The organism is Hafnia sp. HMSC23F03 (assembly GCF_001816025.1).
Classification (GTDB): Bacteria; Pseudomonadota; Gammaproteobacteria; order Enterobacterales; family Enterobacteriaceae; genus Hafnia; species Hafnia paralvei.
This window is the reverse complement of the sequence record NZ_KV824188.1, coordinates 87,494-102,510: the sequence shown is the minus strand read 5'-3', so window position 1 is coordinate 102,510 and position 15,017 is coordinate 87,494. Positions and strand designations below refer to the sequence as shown.

Sequence of the window (15,017 nt, the reverse complement as noted above, 5' to 3'; positions counted from 1 at the left end):
GCCGCTTTTGAACACGAGGCAAACTGAATTACAGTTTAGCTGCGTTTTCAGACAGGTATTTAGCAACGCCGTCTGGAGATGCGCCCATACCTTCTTGGCCTTTTTCCCACTGAGCTGGGCAAACATCACCATGCTCTTCGTGGAATTGCAGCGCGTCAACCATACGCAGCATTTCGTCGATGTTACGGCCCAGTGGCAAGTCGTTCACCACCTGATGGCGCACAACACCTTCTTTGTCGATCAGGAAAGAACCGCGCAGAGCAACGCCAGCTTCTGGGTGCTCAATGCCGTATGCCTGCATGATTTCGTGTTTGATATCAGCAACCAGTGGATACTGAACTTCACCGATGCCGCCATTGTCGACAGGGGTTTTACGCCATGCGTTATGAACGAATTCAGAGTCCATAGAAACGCCAACTACTTCAACGCCACGGGATTTGAATTCTTTGTAACGGTGATCGAAAGCGATCAGCTCAGAAGGACATACGAAAGTAAAGTCCATTGGCCAGAAGAACACGACTGCTGGCTTGCCTTTAGTAAATTCTTTGAAGTTGAAGTTTTCAACGATTTCACCGTTGCCCAAAACGGCAGCGGCAGTAAAGTCTGGGGCTTGACGAGTAACCAGGACCATATTAACTCCTGTTAATTGTATGTTGGATGGATGATTAAATTCTTAGGTCGGGAGTCACTATACGTATTAAACGTTGGTGAATAAAGCGTAAAGCGCCGATTGATAAGATAGCTTTTACCTATCAATAATGCAAAAGGGTAAAAGTAAAGATTGGTATATAACATAGCGCTTTTGTAAAAAAGGGCAATAGCTAAACGCGCTAAGTGTTAACAACGTCAGTGTTTATAGGGTCTTTGCTTTGGCCTGAGCGATCATTTGCGGATAAAACTGCCAGAATGTTTGTTCAAGTTGCAGGTAATTATCTTCAATATCGACAAAAGATCCGGCCAGCGCGCCGAGTTTTGGCCGTCGATTAGCCATACCTTGTAACACTTTGGCAATAAACGGGAGCTCAGCATAGCGTTCTAGCCAGCGCTCTTGCCACATAAAAGCATTGAGATTTTGAAAACGCTCGGGAGACTGCGGCAACATGGGGACGATTTCAGATCGAGCATGGTTTACGAAAGCGTTTAGAGATATTTCCGGCTCTAGCTCTTGCCAATGTAGTGCCAGAAAATGATCCCAAACCACATCGAGCGTAATAGGCGCGACGCGGCGAAACTCTTGGCGAAAATAGCGTTTAGCCTCTAAAACCTGAGGTAGCCTATCGGTCATCACATCGACTCTACGATGCATAAAGATCCCGTCAATGATGGGGGCAGGGTAGGTGCCCTGTGGATTACCACGGACAAAGTCGGCTAAAAGGTTGCCATACAGTGAGCTGTCGGCCAATGAGGCAAGGTGAAGGTGTGCTAGAAAGTTCATGGGGTGAGTATAGATGAGAATAACGCAGTTTAATCCATTCAATAATTAAGGTTATTTAATCTTATTTATTCTGGCTTATATCATACTGAACCGCTTAACAGTTGCAGCAGAGCGTTTGCAGCTCTAGACTAAGCGGCCTGTTTTTTGCGTGCTCCCTGCGTCCGCTATATATAGAGTGAATAATAACCATGCGTGTTTCTGATTTTTCGTTTGAACTCCCCGATAACCTTATTGCCCGCTATCCACAAGCGGAGCGCAGCGCTTGCCGTTTGTTATCGCTGGATGGGCCAACGGGAAAATTAGAGCATGGCGTGTTCACCGATGTTTTGAACAAAATCGATGCGGGCGATCTGCTGATTTTCAATAATACGCGAGTTATCCCGGCGCGTTTATTCGGTCGCAAAGCCAGCGGCGGAAAACTGGAAGTGCTGGTGGAACGTCTTTTAGATGATACTCGTGTGTTAGCGCATGTTCGTGCATCTAAATCGCCTAAGCCGGGCGCAGAGCTGCTGCTTGGCGATAATGAGGATATTCGTGTCACGATGGTTGCACGCCATGACACGCTATTTGAGCTGCGTTTTGAAGATGGCCGCGATGTACTGACTATTTTGAATGCCGCAGGGCATATGCCTTTGCCGCCTTATATCGACCGTCCAGACGAAGACGCAGACCGCGAGCTTTATCAAACCGTATATAGTTCACGTCCTGGCGCAGTTGCAGCGCCGACGGCTGGGCTACATTTTGATGAGCCTCTATTGGAAAAACTGCGCGCTAAAGGCGTGGAGATGGCATTTGTGACTCTGCATGTTGGCGCTGGAACATTCCAGCCAGTACGCGTGGACACCATAGAAAATCACACCATGCACTCTGAATATGCAGAGGTTCCGCAAGACGTGGTTGACGCCGTATTGGCCTGTAAAGCGCGGGGCAACCGCGTTATCGCCGTTGGAACCACGTCGGTTCGGTCGATTGAGAGCGCAGCCGCTGCGGCAAAAGACCAGCTTATTGCGCCATTTTTTGACGATACGCAAATCTTTATCTATCCGGGCTACCACTATCAGGTGATTGATGCTCTGATAACCAACTTCCACTTGCCTGAATCCACGCTGATTATGTTGGTATCTGCATTTGCGGGTTATAAAAATACCATGCATGCGTACCACGAAGCGGTGGCAAAGGAATACCGCTTCTTTAGCTACGGGGATGCGATGTTTATCACCCGCAGTGAATTAGCGGAGCAAGAGAAAGTGTCTGCCGAATAATTTCGTGGCTCGTATTGTTGTGCTGAAATGCGACATGCGGGCTAATTTTTGCCCACTTAGACGTTGGCTTCCCGTTCTAACGGGTATGTCGAATAGGGCGTCTTTCCATTAGGAATACAACATCAGACTGTTTTTCTGATGCTGGAGGTTTTGAGTGAAGTATGAATTAGATACAACCGACGGCCGTGCTCGTCGTGGCCGCCTGATTTTTGATCGCGGCGTGGTGGAAACCCCGGCGTTTATGCCTGTCGGTACTTACGGTACCGTTAAAGGGATGACGCCTGAAGAAGTGAAAGAAACGGGCGCACAAATTCTGCTGGGCAACACTTTCCACCTATGGCTGCGTCCTGGGCAGGAAATCATGAAGTTGCATGGCGATCTGCATGATTTCATGCAGTGGAAGGGACCTATCCTAACGGATTCCGGCGGCTTTCAGGTATTTAGCTTGGGCAAAATGCGCAAGATTAAAGAAGAGGGCGTGCATTTCCGTCATCCAATCAACGGCTCCCCGATTTTCCTAAGTCCTGAAAAATCAATGGAAATTCAGTACGATCTGGGTTCTGATATCGTGATGATTTTCGACGAGTGTACGCCGTATCCTGCAGATTGGGATTATGCTAAGAGCTCGATGGAGATGTCTCTGCGCTGGGCGAAGCGTAGCCGCCAACGCTTTGATGAATTAGGCAATAAAAACGCCTTGTTCGGTATCATTCAGGGCGGTGTTTACGAAGATTTACGAGATGTCTCGTTAAAAGGACTGGTAGATATCGGCTTTGATGGTTACGCTGTGGGCGGCTTGGCCGTCGGCGAACCAAAGGAAGACATGCACCGTATTCTTGAGCATGTATGTCCACAGATCCCGCAAGATAAACCGCGTTACCTGATGGGTGTCGGTAAACCGGAAGATTTAGTGGAAGGCGTTCGTCGTGGTATTGATATGTTCGACTGCGTGATGCCGACCCGAAATGCGCGTAACGGTCATCTGTTTGTGACCAACGGTATTGTAAAAATCCGTAACGCTCAATATAAAGATGATACGACGACGCTGGATGCTGAGTGTGATTGCTACACTTGCCGTAATTATAGCCGTGCGTACCTGCATCATCTTGATCGTTGTAACGAAATTCTTGGTGCGCGCTTAAACACTATCCATAACCTGCGCTATTATCAGCGTTTGATGGCGGGTTTACGCCAAGCCATTGAAGACGGTAAGTTGGAAGAGTTCGTCGCTGATTTCTATGGTCGTCAGGGTAAGCCTGTACCGCCTGTCGGCGCCAAATAGAATTTGGCCGGTCAGGAGTGATCTTTGACCGGCTTACTCTTTGTCGTCCAAGTTGTTGATAGCAAAGCAGCGCTTCTACAACTAGACATCTTTAGAGTATAGAATGGCTTGTTTCTGGCTGTTTGTTGTTGCTTTCAATCTGTAGTTAATAATGAGGGATATTTAGATGAGTTTATTCATTTCCGACGCTGTGGCATCTGCTGGAGCACCGGCTCAGGGCAGCCCGTACTCTTTAGTGATCATGCTGGTCGTATTCGGCCTGATTTTCTATTTCATGATCCTGCGTCCGCAGCAGAAACGCGCTAAGGAACATAAAAAACTGATGGATGCCATCAGCAAGGGCGATGAAGTTCTGACTAATGGTGGATTGATCGGTCGCGTAACGAAAGTTGCAGAGACGGGTTATATTGCTATCGCTCTGAACGATACGACTGAAGTTATCATCAAACGTGATTTCGTGACCGCTGTTCTGCCGAAAGGTACGATGAAGGCGCTGTAATTTTTGATTTTCCCTAAGGGAACTGCCGTGTTAAACCGTTATCCTTTGTGGAAGTACATCATGCTGATCTTGGTAATTGCCATTGGTCTGCTTTACGCACTTCCTAACCTTTATGGCGAGGATCCGGCTGTTCAGATCACTGGCGTGCGCGGTGTCGCCGCCAGTGAAACAACACTGGTCCAAGTCCGTGATGAGCTTGAAAAACAGCACATCGCCAGCAAATCTATTGCGCTGGAAAATGGTGCCATTTTGGCACGCTTCAAAGATACTGACGTCCAGCTCCGTGCACGCGAAGTGCTGATGGATATGCTGGGCGACAAATACGTTATCGCGTTGAACCTTGCACCTGCTACGCCAAGATGGCTAGAAGCGATTGGTGCAGAGCCGATGAAGTTAGGTCTGGATCTGCGCGGTGGTGTGCACTTCCTGATGCAGGTTGATATGGAGACTGCTCTGAGCAAATTGCAAGAGCAGAGTATGGATATGCTGCGCAGCGATTTGCGTGAAAAGGGCATTCCTTATTCAACGATCCGTAAAACTGACGGTTCTACCAACGGCGTTATCATTACATTCCGTGATGCTGAGACTCGTGATAAAGCGAGCAGCTATCTGTCGCCTCGTTACCTTAATAATTTAGTATTTAGCAAGGTTGGTGATAATGGTCTGAAAGCGGTAATGACCGATCAGCGTCTGCAAGAAGCCCGTGAATATGCTGTTCAGCAGAACATCAATATCCTGCGTAACCGTGTAAACCAGTTGGGCGTTGCCGAACCGCTCGTTCAGCGTCAAGGCGCAGACCGGATTGTGGTTGAACTGCCGGGTATTCAAGATACGGCACGTGCGAAAGAGATTCTGGGTGCAACCGCAACCTTAGAATTCCGTTTGGTGAACTCGAATGCTGACAGCACCGCTGCTGCCAATGGGCGTGTACCGGGCGATTCTGAAGTGAAATACACACGTGATGGACGTCCTATCGTGATGTATAAGCGCGTTATCCTGACCGGCGATCACATTACCGACTCTACCTCGAGCCAAGACGAATTTAACCGCCCTCAGGTTAATATCTCGCTCGATGGCGCAGGTGGTAGCGCGATGTCTAACTTCACGAAGGATAACATCGGCAAGCCGATGGCAACCCTGTTCGTTGAATACAAAGACAGTGGTAAGAAAGACGCGGGCGGTAAATCAATTCTGGCTAAGCAAGAAGAAGTGATTAACGTGGCGACTATCCAGTCTCGTTTGGGTAATAGCTTCCGTATTACCGGTATCGACAACCCGAATGAAGCTCGTCAACTCTCTTTACTGTTGCGTGCTGGCGCGTTGATTGCACCAATTCAGATTGTTGAAGAACGCACTATTGGTCCGACGCTGGGTGCTCAGAATATCACTCAGGGTCTGGAAGCATGCTTGGCGGGTTTGATTATCTCGATCCTGTTCATGGTGTTCTTCTATAAGAAGTTTGGTCTGATAGCGACCTCTGCGTTGCTGGCTAACCTGGTGCTCATTGTGGGGATTATGTCCCTGCTGCCGGGAGCGACTCTTACCATGCCTGGTATTGCGGGGATTGTGTTAACCCTTGCAGTAGCAGTGGATGCCAACGTACTGATAAACGAACGTATTAAGGAAGAGCTTAGTAACGGGCGTTCAGTACAACAGGCTATCAATGAAGGTTATCAAGGCGCATTCAGCTCCATTTTTGATGCTAACGTTACGACGCTTATCAAGGTCATCATCCTGTATGCCGTTGGCACCGGGGCAATTAAAGGCTTTGCGATCACGACCGGTATTGGTGTGGCGACGTCAATGTTTACCGCAATTGTCGGTACTCGTGCCATCGTAAACCTATTGTACGGCGGCAAGCGCATCAACAAGCTGTCTATCTGAGGAGTGCGTTGTGGCACAGGAATATAGTGTTGAACAATTAAACTACGGCCGTAGAGTCTATGACTTTATGCGCTGGGACTACTGGGCTTTCGGTATTTCTGGTTTTCTGTTGATTCTTTCTATCATCATTATTGGTGTGAACAAGTTCAACTTGGGACTGGATTTTACTGGCGGTACCGTCATTGAAGTTTCGCTGGAAAAACCAGCGGATATGGACATGATGCGTGATGCACTGAAGAAAGCCGGTTTTGTTGATCCTCTGTTGCAGAATTTTGGCAGCAGTCGTGACATTGTTGTACGTATGCCTCCAGCGACAAGTGAAGCTAGTGGTGAAGCGTTAGGCAGCAAAGTCATTAGCGTGATTAACGAAGCAACCAGTCAGAATGCAACGGTAAAGCGTATTGAGTTTGTCGGTCCGAGCGTTGGTGAAGATCTGGCACAGCACGGCGCTATGGCGCTGTTGGTCGCGCTAATTGCCATTTTGATTTACGTTGGCGTTCGCTTCGAATGGCGTTTGGCTGCTGGGGTGGTTATTTCACTCTTGCATGACGTGATCATCACCTTGGGCGTATTGTCGTTATTTCATATTGAGATTGACCTAACCATCGTCGCGTCGCTGATGTCGGTTATTGGTTACTCACTTAACGACAGTATCGTGGTATCTGACCGTATCCGTGAGAATTTCCGTAAGATCCGTCGTGGAACACCTTACGAGATCTTCAACGTGTCGTTGACACAAACGTTGCATCGAACATTGATCACTTCCGGCACCACGTTGATGGTGATCCTGATGCTGTATTTGTTTGGTGGTCCGATGCTGAAGGGCTTCTCGCTGACCATGCTTATCGGTGTTTCTATCGGTACAGTGTCGTCCATCTATGTTGCATCAGCGCTGGCTCTGAAACTGGGCATGAAGCGTGAACATATGCTGCAGCAGAAGGTCGAGAAAGAAGGGGCGGATCAGCCGTCAATTCTGCCGTAATCCGATGTTGTGTGATAGTCGGCTATAATGTAAAAACCCCGCTGCGGCGGGGTTTTTTTATGGCATAAGCACTAAACGAAAATCTATTGGCGCTCAATACCACTTAGGCGAATGAAGCCCAGATTTTCTGGTGCGATATCGCTTAAGCGAACTTCCATGCTGGTAACGTTAGTGGGCGTCGCAGGGCTTTTAAAGCTGATGCTTTGTGACAGCGTGCTGCTTTGGTCTGGCTCTAACGTTGCTTGATTCAGCGAGCCCCACTCCAAAGAGCCGGTGAAACTTGGCAGAATTGAGCCGTTGGCGGTTTTTATTTGCAACACGGCTTTACTGCCATCGGCTTCAGGTTCCAGATGGCTTATCAACAAGCGCAGTTGGCCGATGCTGGTGACCCCTACGGCGTCGCTGTTGGCGGCAGGGATCAGATAAATGCTCTGCTCGTTATTTTCATTCATGGCTTTCTGACGCTCCAGATACTCGGCTTCAGTGCTAAGTTTCTGAACTTTTTGTGTCAGCTCCTGAACTTCCGACTGAAGAGCCTCAGTTTTTGGATCAGAAGCGCATGCCGTTAGCATCAATGCCAAAGGGGCAAGCACGAATAAAGGGCGGTATATAGACATAGATCGCTCGATTTATTATGGACATAGATAAAAGATTAATCGCCTTTGACCTGAATGTCACATGCTAATTGCTACTAGATAGATATGACTAAGTATAGTGCGATGGAGATAATGCGCGGGGAAGTTTGTCTGCATGCCATTTCATCCCCCCTAAATTGGGATGGGAGCGGCTAGCAAATTATCTTCAGATTTTGCATAAATGCCCTGTTTTCGCGAAAAATGAGGCTGCGAGCGCACCATTGTCAAGCTGACATCCCTTTGTTGTTATGTCACTTCGGGGTACACTAGCGTTATCTCAGGCCTTTCAGGAAGAGCTATGCATTGCCCATTTTGTTCCGCCGTTGATACCAAAGTCATTGATTCCCGTTTGGTGGGGGATGGTACGCAAGTGCGTCGTCGCCGCCAATGTCTGGTTTGTAATGAACGATTCACCACTTTTGAGGTTGCCGAACTCGTCATGCCTCGCGTTATCAAAAGTAACGATGTTCGCGAACCATTCAACGAAGATAAGTTACGCAGTGGTATCCTAAAAGCATTAGAAAAACGCCCTGTAAACTCAGACGATGTTGAAATGGCCATTAGCCATATCAAATCTCAGCTACGCGCAACCGGTGAACGAGAAGTTCCAACCAAGATGGTGGGAAATCTGGTGATGGATGCGTTGAAAAAGCTCGATAAAGTGGCCTATATCCGCTTTGCCTCCGTTTATCGTAGTTTTGAAGATATTCGCGAGTTTGGTGAAGAAATTGCCAAATTGCAGGACTAAGCACTGGCTTAGATTCGTTAGTTAATCTCCGGACGACACCTATGCACAACCAGCCGCGTGGCGATGAGTTTTACATGGCGCGAGCCTTTGAATTAGCACGCCGCGGGCGTTTTACCACAACGCCTAATCCAAATGTTGGCTGCGTTATTGTTCTTAACGATGAAATTGTCGGTGAGGGGTATCACCTACGTGCGGGTGAACCTCACGCTGAGGTTCATGCGTTACGCATGGCTGGTGACAAGGCCCGTGGTGCGACTGCTTACGTGACGCTTGAGCCGTGCAGCCACCATGGTCGCACACCGCCTTGCGCCGATGCGTTAGTTGCCGCCGGTGTTAGCCGTGTGGTTGCAGCAATGCAGGATCCCAATCCAAACGTGGCGGGGCGTGGGCTGTTTAAGCTCCAACAAGCGGGCATTGATGTAAGTCATGGCCTGATGATGAATGAGGCCGAAGCCGTCAATCGCGGTTTCCTTAAGCGCATGCGTACAGGATTCCCCTTTGTGCAGCTAAAAATGGCGGCATCTTTGGATGGCAGAACGGCGATGGCATCGGGGGAGAGTCAGTGGATCACTTCTGCCGCAGCGCGTCAGGATGTGCAGCGCTACCGCGCTCAAAGTTCAGCCATATTAAGTTCTAGTGCTACCGTATTGGCCGATGACCCTTCATTGACGGTGCGTTGGGATGAATTAGACGTGACCACCCAACAGGCTTACCCGCGTGAAAATCTTCGCCAGCCACTGCGTGTCATCGTCGATAGCCAAAATCGTATAACGCCTGAGCATAAACTTATCTCTCAGGCTGGTGAAACCCTGCTAGCTCGTATTCATCCTGATGATCTGCATTGGCCTGAAAACGTTAAACAGTTGGCGCTCCCGCAGTATGGACAAGGGATAGATCTGGTTGTTTTGATGATGCAACTAGGCAAACTGCAGATCAATTCGGTGTGGGTGGAAGCGGGCGCGTCTCTTGCTGGCGCGCTTTTGCAGGCCGGTTTAGTCGACGAATTGATTATCTATCTTGCCCCTAAGCTCTTAGGGGATACTGCGCGCGGTCTGTGTGTTTTGCCGGGGCTGGAACAGCTAGCCGACGCTCCGCAGTTTGTTTTTAGCGAAGTCATGCCCGTAGGAGCGGATTTACGCATCGTGCTGCGTAATGCGTATTAACTGGCTCTTTGTGTACTGTTTTTACTGATTTATTTTTGTTTCAGTTCGTCTCTAACTCAAGTAAGCAAAATGCACCTGAGCAGGTGACGAAAGAATGTGATAGAATCCGCCCCCCTATTAGCTCTTCTAGAAGGGTTAGGGGTATTGAACATCAAGATTTTAAGGAAACTGCATGAAAACGATTGAAGGCGTTGTCGCTGCTCCGCAAGCTCGTATTGCTATCGCTATTGCGCGTTTTAACAATTTCATTAACGACAGCTTGCTGGAAGGTGCCATTGATGCCCTGAAGCGTATTGGCCAGGTTTCTGATGACAATATCACTGTAGTTTGGGTTCCGGGTGCTTATGAACTGCCATTAGCCGTTCGCGCACTGACCGACACCAATCGCTACGATGCGGTTGTCGCTTTGGGAACCGTTATCCGTGGTGGCACTGCCCACTTTGAATTTGTTGCGGGTGAATGCAGCTCCGGTCTAGCAAGCGTTGCGATGAACAGCGTTGTGCCGGTCGCATTTGGCGTACTGACTACCGAAAGTATCGAACAAGCCATTGAACGTGCAGGGACTAAAGCGGGTAACAAAGGTGCAGAAGCTGCCCTGACCGCTCTCGAAATGATCAATGTTCTTAAAGCAATTAAAGCCTGATTTTTAGTAAGGGGAATTCCGTGAAACCTGCTGCTCGCCGCCGCGCCCGTGAATGTGCTGTTCAGGCACTTTATTCTTGGCAGATATCCAAAAACGACATTGCTGATGTTGAATATCAGTTCTTGTCAGAGCAGGACGTCAAAGATGTCGATATTAGCTACTTCCGTGAGCTGTTGTCTGGCGTCGCCACTAACGCAGAATATCTGGATGGCCTGATGGCTCCAGTATTGTCGCGTCAGTTGGAAGAATTGGGTCAGGTTGAGAGAGCGGTTCTGCGTATTTCTCTGTTTGAACTGAGCAAGCGCGAAGACGTCCCTTACAAAGTGGCAATCAACGAAGGCATTGAGCTGGCAAAAACTTTTGGTGCAGAAGATAGCCATAAGTTCGTCAACGGTGTGCTGGACAAAGTTGCCCCGACTATTCGTAAATCTAAAAGATAAGATTGCTGTTCAGGTTCACCTGACGGAAGCCCTCGGGCCATCTCGTTTATTCCAAAGGCCGGTTTTCCGGCCTTTGTCTTTAGGTTAGTGAGTTGAGGTAAAGGATTTATTTTTACCTGCCGTGACACCTTGAGCACTCCTTGTCAAAAAGCCCGCAATGCGGGCTTTTTTTCATCGTTCAGAAGGGGGAGTAAAAAAGCATCGGCTTAACAAGCCGATGCTTTTGTCAACGTTACAGTAGGTTAAGATGGGAGCATTGTTACTTTGTGTCGTATATATACGTCGGTGAAGTTCCCGTTACCTGCCTCTGCGTTGATGGTTTTACTACGACTGCGGTTGCCACCGATTCTAATGGCGGATTTTTATTTGTATCAGCCTGTACTCCGATTAGGGTGCTACCGTCAATAGTAAACGCGATAGGCTTACCGACTTCGGCCGTAGTGACCGTATGCACTGGAAGCGTCACGTTCGGCAGTGGATTTGTTGAGTTTGGATCTAAAGTGCCGGTCACGTTGAAGTTCACCGTAATCTGATCGCCCTCGGCCATACCTGCATAGGCATCAACGGTGATATCTAGGCCATCAGATACGGTGTTAGAGTTTATATATACAGTGCCAGGGGCGTGTTCCAGCTCTACGCTGACAGGCCCAAATGCATCACTGGCAAACGTTGCTGTCGTTTGGCCCTGTTTACCGCCAGCATGCGCAGTTAGCGTGACATCTTCTGCAACTGTGTCCGTTAGGCTTAAGGTGGCAAAACCATTCGCATCTGTTGATGTTGTTAACGATGTAGTGGCGTTGGCCGTGGTGCTACCCGTGATATTCCATGTGACTGGCACATTGGCTATTGGGTGATTACTGGCGTCGGTCACGGATGCTTGAGCCACGTTTGTGTCGATACCATTGGCTTTGGCATTATTTGTGGTCATCGTGACTGCGACAGTATTGACTGGCACCGCAGTAAATGTGGCCATTGCCTGATTTTGCTTTCCTCCTGCTGAGGCCGTTACTGTCACGCCTTCAGCGACGCTATCGACAAGTGTTAAGGTCGCAATGCCGGATGAATTAGTCGTCACCACGGTTGGGCTAGTGGTCGTGGCCGTTGAACTCCCACTCAATGTCCAAGTCAGGCTCGCATTTTCTACCGGCAGTCCGTTTGGTCCTGTCACGGTGGCTTGCACGGTGTTCGCGGTGGCGTTATCGGCCGGAGAGTTATTTATGGTGACTGCCATCGCAATCGCGGAGACGGGAGCTATAAACGTAGCGGTAGCTTGAGCTTGTTTTCCTCCCGCCGAGGCTGTCACTGTCACACCTTCAGCGGCGCTATCCACAAGTGTCAAGGTCGCAATACCTGATGAATTGGTTGTCACCGTTGTAGGGCTTGTTGCATTGGCCGTTGAACTACCGCTTAAGCTCCATGTAACGCTCGTGTTTGCAACAGGGAGTCCTTTAGCATCAGTGACAACGGCTTGAGCTGTGTTGGCCGTTGTACCATCTGCTGGTGAATTATTGGTTGTTACTGAAACGGCAACGGCAGCGACCGGAGCCTGGAATGTTGCAGTCGCCTGATCTTGTTTCCCATCCGCACTTGCTATAACCGTTACTCCGCCAGCGGTTGTGTCCACTAGGCTTAAGGTTGCAATCCCTGACGCATTGGTGAACGCCGTCGTTGGACTCGTTGCACTGGCGGTTGAGCTGCCACTCAGGCTCCAGTTTACGGTAATATTTTTAAGCGGCTGGCCGTGGCTGTCTGTCACAACGGCTTGTGCGACGTTTGCTGTCGTCCCATCTGCCGGTGAGTGATTGGTTGTCATGGAGACGACAACAGCCCCTGTTGGTACTGCGACAAAGGTTGCCGTCGTGGCGTTTGTAATACCGTCGGCACTGGCCGTAATGGTTACAGGCTCTGCTACGGAGTCTTTTAAACTCACGGTGGCAATACCACTAGAATTGGTATTTACCGACGTTGAGGAGGTAAAGCTTGCGGTTGAACTTCCAGTCATGCTCCATGTGACGACGGCGTTCTCAACCGGATTCCCATTCCCGTCAGTGAGTACCGCCTGCACGGTGTTTAAGGCGGAATTATCCGCAATAGCATTATTTCCTGTCATGCTGACAGCGAGATTTTTGGCGACCGTTTGTATAAAGGTGGCCGTCGTTTTACCGGTTTTTCCACCCGCGCTCGCGGTTAGATTGACGGACTCTTTGACGGAGTCTTTCAACGTCACGACAGCAATACCGCTGGCGTTTGTTGTTACCGTAGCGGGACTACTCAAGCTGGCCGTTGTGCTACCGCTGATTGTCCATGTCACAGAGACGTTCGGCATAGGCTGACCATTCGAATCTGTAATTAGTGCTTGTGCCGCGTTGTTGGTAGCGTTGTCGGCGGGGGAGTTGTTGGTCGTCATACTCACGGTAACCAGATTTACTGGTGTTGCACTAAACACGGCTTGAGTCGTTCCGGTGCTTCCTCCCGCGTTCGCCGTGACTGATACCGTTTCTGCGACGGTGTCTTTAAGGCGAAGTAGAGCGACACCATTAGCATCCGTGGTCACTACAGATGGGCTATCCATTTGCGCTGTTTGGCTATTGCCTAAGTGCCACGTCACGCTGACATTTGGCATCGGGTTATTTGCCGAATCTCTCACAATAGCTTGTGCTTCATTGGTTGAGCGGCCATCGGCGATGGTGTTATTCGTCTTCATGCTAACATCAATCTTAGATACGGCTGCAGCAACGAATGTCGCGTCTACGGTAGCATTTTTCCCTGATGTTCCTGCCGTTAACGTTACCGCGCCTGCTTTTGTATTCACAAAATGAACGGTGGATTGTCCCTTGGCGTTTGTTTGTGCATCGCTACGTACAATAGAAGCACCATTGCTCACTTTCCATGCGATAGGCATGTTAGGCATCGCCTGACCATTTGCATCTTTAACAGTGACTAGGCCCGCATTTTGGGCACTGCCATCCGCAATACTATTATTTTGGGTTAACTGCAGATCCATGCTGTCAACAGACTGCGTAAACGTCGTGGTGGTGGTGCGGGTAATATTCCCTGAGTTTGCTTGGACAATGACCTGCTCAGCTGACTTGTTAGTGACATTAATCGACGCATCACCATTGCTATCGGTTACGCTGGTAGAGGTGCTGAGTAGGGCTTTCCCCGTCGTTGACCAGTTGATTGGCGTATTACGCGCCGGAGCGCCACTTTCTGTGCTTGCATGCACGGTGACAATATTTGCGGAGGTTCCATCGGCCGGGCTGTTGTCTTTTGCCAGCATCAATGTCATGTCAGAGAGCGCGTCATCCTGCTGCTTTTTCTTATATTGAAGAACGATTTCGTTATTACGTTCAACGAGATCATAACGACTGCCGGCCAGACTGCGTTGAATGGCCACCTGAGATGGAGATATCTGTTCTGCCCATGGCTGACCGAGGGTATAACGGAAGTTAATGCCGAATGTGGTTTCATCCATGGAGTCCTGACCACGTTTGTAGTCAACGGCCGCCGTGATCAGAGGGACGGGAGTGTAGCTGAGACCGACTGTGACCGCGGATGGATCGCTTTGCAGATGGTCTTTGTCGAACAGGGCGACGTTATTGCCATAGTACTGTTCGTACATCAGCTTAGCGCCTAACTGTGGATAGGACGGCAGGTAACCCTCAGCGCGAACATCGTAACCGTCGGCTGGTTTTTCATAGTAATCATTAAAGTCACGTGAAGAATGCCAGTCGGTCGTTCCTACGTAGGTGTTGGCCGAAAGTTTTAAGTTATTGGTCCAAGCTTCAGCCCCAACTCCAACTCGGCGGTTTTTCCCAGTGAAATCATCATCAAAGAAAACGTTGCCGCCAAACATCCAATCTTCGACATAAAAAGTACGTACGCCCATCCCCATATTACCCGTGATACGACCATCGGGCGCGCGCAGGCCGAGTTGGGTAAACAGCATGGATTTTTTATTGTCATAAAGCGGTGCAAGAAAGTCGATGGCGCTGTCGTCCCAGTTACCATTGTCATCCACGTTAAGCTGAACGCGGGCGGTAC

At 49.3% G+C, this 15,017-nt stretch carries 13 protein-coding genes; 9 read left to right on the top strand and 4 right to left on the bottom strand.

The annotated features are described in order from the left end of the window. Nucleotides 1–28: 28 nt before the first annotated feature. Together HMPREF3091_RS01605 and HMPREF3091_RS01600 are read right to left on the bottom strand one after the other, a co-directional pair. The gene (locus tag HMPREF3091_RS01605) at nucleotides 29–631 is read right to left on the bottom strand and encodes a peroxiredoxin C (RefSeq protein ID WP_004847724.1); all 603 of its coding nucleotides are present in this window, start codon (nucleotides 629–631) and stop codon (nucleotides 29–31) included. Between the two features lie 222 nt (nucleotides 632–853). Then, on the bottom strand, nucleotides 854–1,435 hold the full coding sequence (locus HMPREF3091_RS01600; RefSeq protein ID WP_070713633.1) for an ACP phosphodiesterase: 582 nt from the start codon (nucleotides 1,433–1,435) through the stop codon (nucleotides 854–856). Between the two features lie 188 nt (nucleotides 1,436–1,623). Between HMPREF3091_RS01600 and queA the strand changes: the two genes are divergently transcribed. From queA to secF, 5 genes are all read left to right on the top strand, one after another. Next, a complete protein-coding gene (gene queA / locus HMPREF3091_RS01595; protein ID WP_004847726.1) occupies nucleotides 1,624–2,697 on the top strand; it encodes a tRNA preQ1(34) S-adenosylmethionine ribosyltransferase-isomerase QueA in 1,074 nt (357 codons plus the stop codon). Between the two features lie 154 nt (nucleotides 2,698–2,851). Then, entirely contained in the window at nucleotides 2,852–3,979 is a 1,128-nt protein-coding gene (gene tgt, locus HMPREF3091_RS01590; protein WP_004096760.1) for a tRNA guanosine(34) transglycosylase Tgt, read from the top strand. Between the two features lie 166 nt (nucleotides 3,980–4,145). Further along, nucleotides 4,146–4,478: a preprotein translocase subunit YajC gene (gene yajC, locus HMPREF3091_RS01585; protein ID WP_004096758.1), complete on the top strand. Its 333-nt coding sequence runs from the start codon at nucleotides 4,146–4,148 to the stop codon at nucleotides 4,476–4,478. 27 nt (nucleotides 4,479–4,505) lie between these two features. Next, a complete protein-coding gene (secD, locus tag HMPREF3091_RS01580) occupies nucleotides 4,506–6,362 on the top strand; it encodes a protein translocase subunit SecD (protein ID WP_071778749.1) in 1,857 nt (618 codons plus the stop codon). Between the two features lie 10 nt (nucleotides 6,363–6,372). Next, on the top strand, nucleotides 6,373–7,344 hold the full coding sequence (gene secF, locus HMPREF3091_RS01575) for a protein translocase subunit SecF (protein ID WP_004096756.1): 972 nt from the start codon (nucleotides 6,373–6,375) through the stop codon (nucleotides 7,342–7,344). 83 nt (nucleotides 7,345–7,427) lie between these two features. Here secF and HMPREF3091_RS01570 read toward each other — a convergent pair whose 3' ends face one another. Next, complete coding sequence (locus tag HMPREF3091_RS01570) at nucleotides 7,428–7,961, bottom strand: DUF3251 domain-containing protein (RefSeq protein ID WP_008814315.1); 534 nt, start codon at nucleotides 7,959–7,961, stop codon at nucleotides 7,428–7,430. Between the two features lie 316 nt (nucleotides 7,962–8,277). On the opposite strand from HMPREF3091_RS01570, the gene nrdR reads away from it, so the two are divergent. The 4 genes from nrdR to nusB all read left to right on the top strand — a co-directional run bounded on the left by nrdR (nucleotide 8,278) and on the right by nusB (nucleotide 10,973). Beyond that, nucleotides 8,278–8,727 (top strand): transcriptional regulator NrdR, encoded by a 450-nt coding sequence (nrdR, locus tag HMPREF3091_RS01565; protein WP_004096754.1) that lies wholly within the window; start codon nucleotides 8,278–8,280, stop codon nucleotides 8,725–8,727. A 41-nt stretch (nucleotides 8,728–8,768) separates the two neighbouring features. Continuing rightward, nucleotides 8,769–9,890: a bifunctional diaminohydroxyphosphoribosylaminopyrimidine deaminase/5-amino-6-(5-phosphoribosylamino)uracil reductase RibD gene (gene ribD, locus HMPREF3091_RS01560; protein WP_070713631.1), complete on the top strand. Its 1,122-nt coding sequence runs from the start codon at nucleotides 8,769–8,771 to the stop codon at nucleotides 9,888–9,890. A gap of 172 nt (nucleotides 9,891–10,062) precedes the next feature. After that, complete coding sequence (gene ribE / locus HMPREF3091_RS01555; RefSeq protein WP_004096750.1) at nucleotides 10,063–10,533, top strand: 6,7-dimethyl-8-ribityllumazine synthase; 471 nt, start codon at nucleotides 10,063–10,065, stop codon at nucleotides 10,531–10,533. 20 nt (nucleotides 10,534–10,553) lie between these two features. After that, the gene (gene nusB / locus HMPREF3091_RS01550) at nucleotides 10,554–10,973 is read left to right on the top strand and encodes a transcription antitermination factor NusB (RefSeq protein ID WP_004096748.1); all 420 of its coding nucleotides are present in this window, start codon (nucleotides 10,554–10,556) and stop codon (nucleotides 10,971–10,973) included. A 259-nt stretch (nucleotides 10,974–11,232) separates the two neighbouring features. Here the strand turns inward: nusB and HMPREF3091_RS01545 are convergent. After that, a partial coding sequence (locus tag HMPREF3091_RS01545) for an Ig-like domain-containing protein (protein WP_246839939.1) occupies nucleotides 11,233–15,017 on the bottom strand: 3,785 nt, incomplete at its 5' end.

What these genes read in the sequence shown, in the direction of transcription:
- HMPREF3091_RS01605 (WP_004847724.1), bottom strand. Translation starts at nt 631, where the DNA reads ATGGTCCTGGTTACTCGTCAAGCCCCAGACTTTACTGCCGCTGCCGTT.
- HMPREF3091_RS01600 (WP_070713633.1), bottom strand. Translation starts at nt 1,435, where the DNA reads ATGAACTTTCTAGCACACCTTCACCTTGCCTCATTGGCCGACAGCTCA.
- queA (WP_004847726.1), top strand. Translation starts at nt 1,624, where the DNA reads ATGCGTGTTTCTGATTTTTCGTTTGAACTCCCCGATAACCTTATTGCC.
- yajC (WP_004096758.1), top strand. Translation starts at nt 4,146, where the DNA reads ATGAGTTTATTCATTTCCGACGCTGTGGCATCTGCTGGAGCACCGGCT.
- HMPREF3091_RS01570 (WP_008814315.1), bottom strand. Translation starts at nt 7,961, where the DNA reads ATGTCTATATACCGCCCTTTATTCGTGCTTGCCCCTTTGGCATTGATG.
- nrdR (WP_004096754.1), top strand. Translation starts at nt 8,278, where the DNA reads ATGCATTGCCCATTTTGTTCCGCCGTTGATACCAAAGTCATTGATTCC.
- ribD (WP_070713631.1), top strand. Translation starts at nt 8,769, where the DNA reads ATGCACAACCAGCCGCGTGGCGATGAGTTTTACATGGCGCGAGCCTTT.
- ribE (WP_004096750.1), top strand. Translation starts at nt 10,063, where the DNA reads ATGAAAACGATTGAAGGCGTTGTCGCTGCTCCGCAAGCTCGTATTGCT.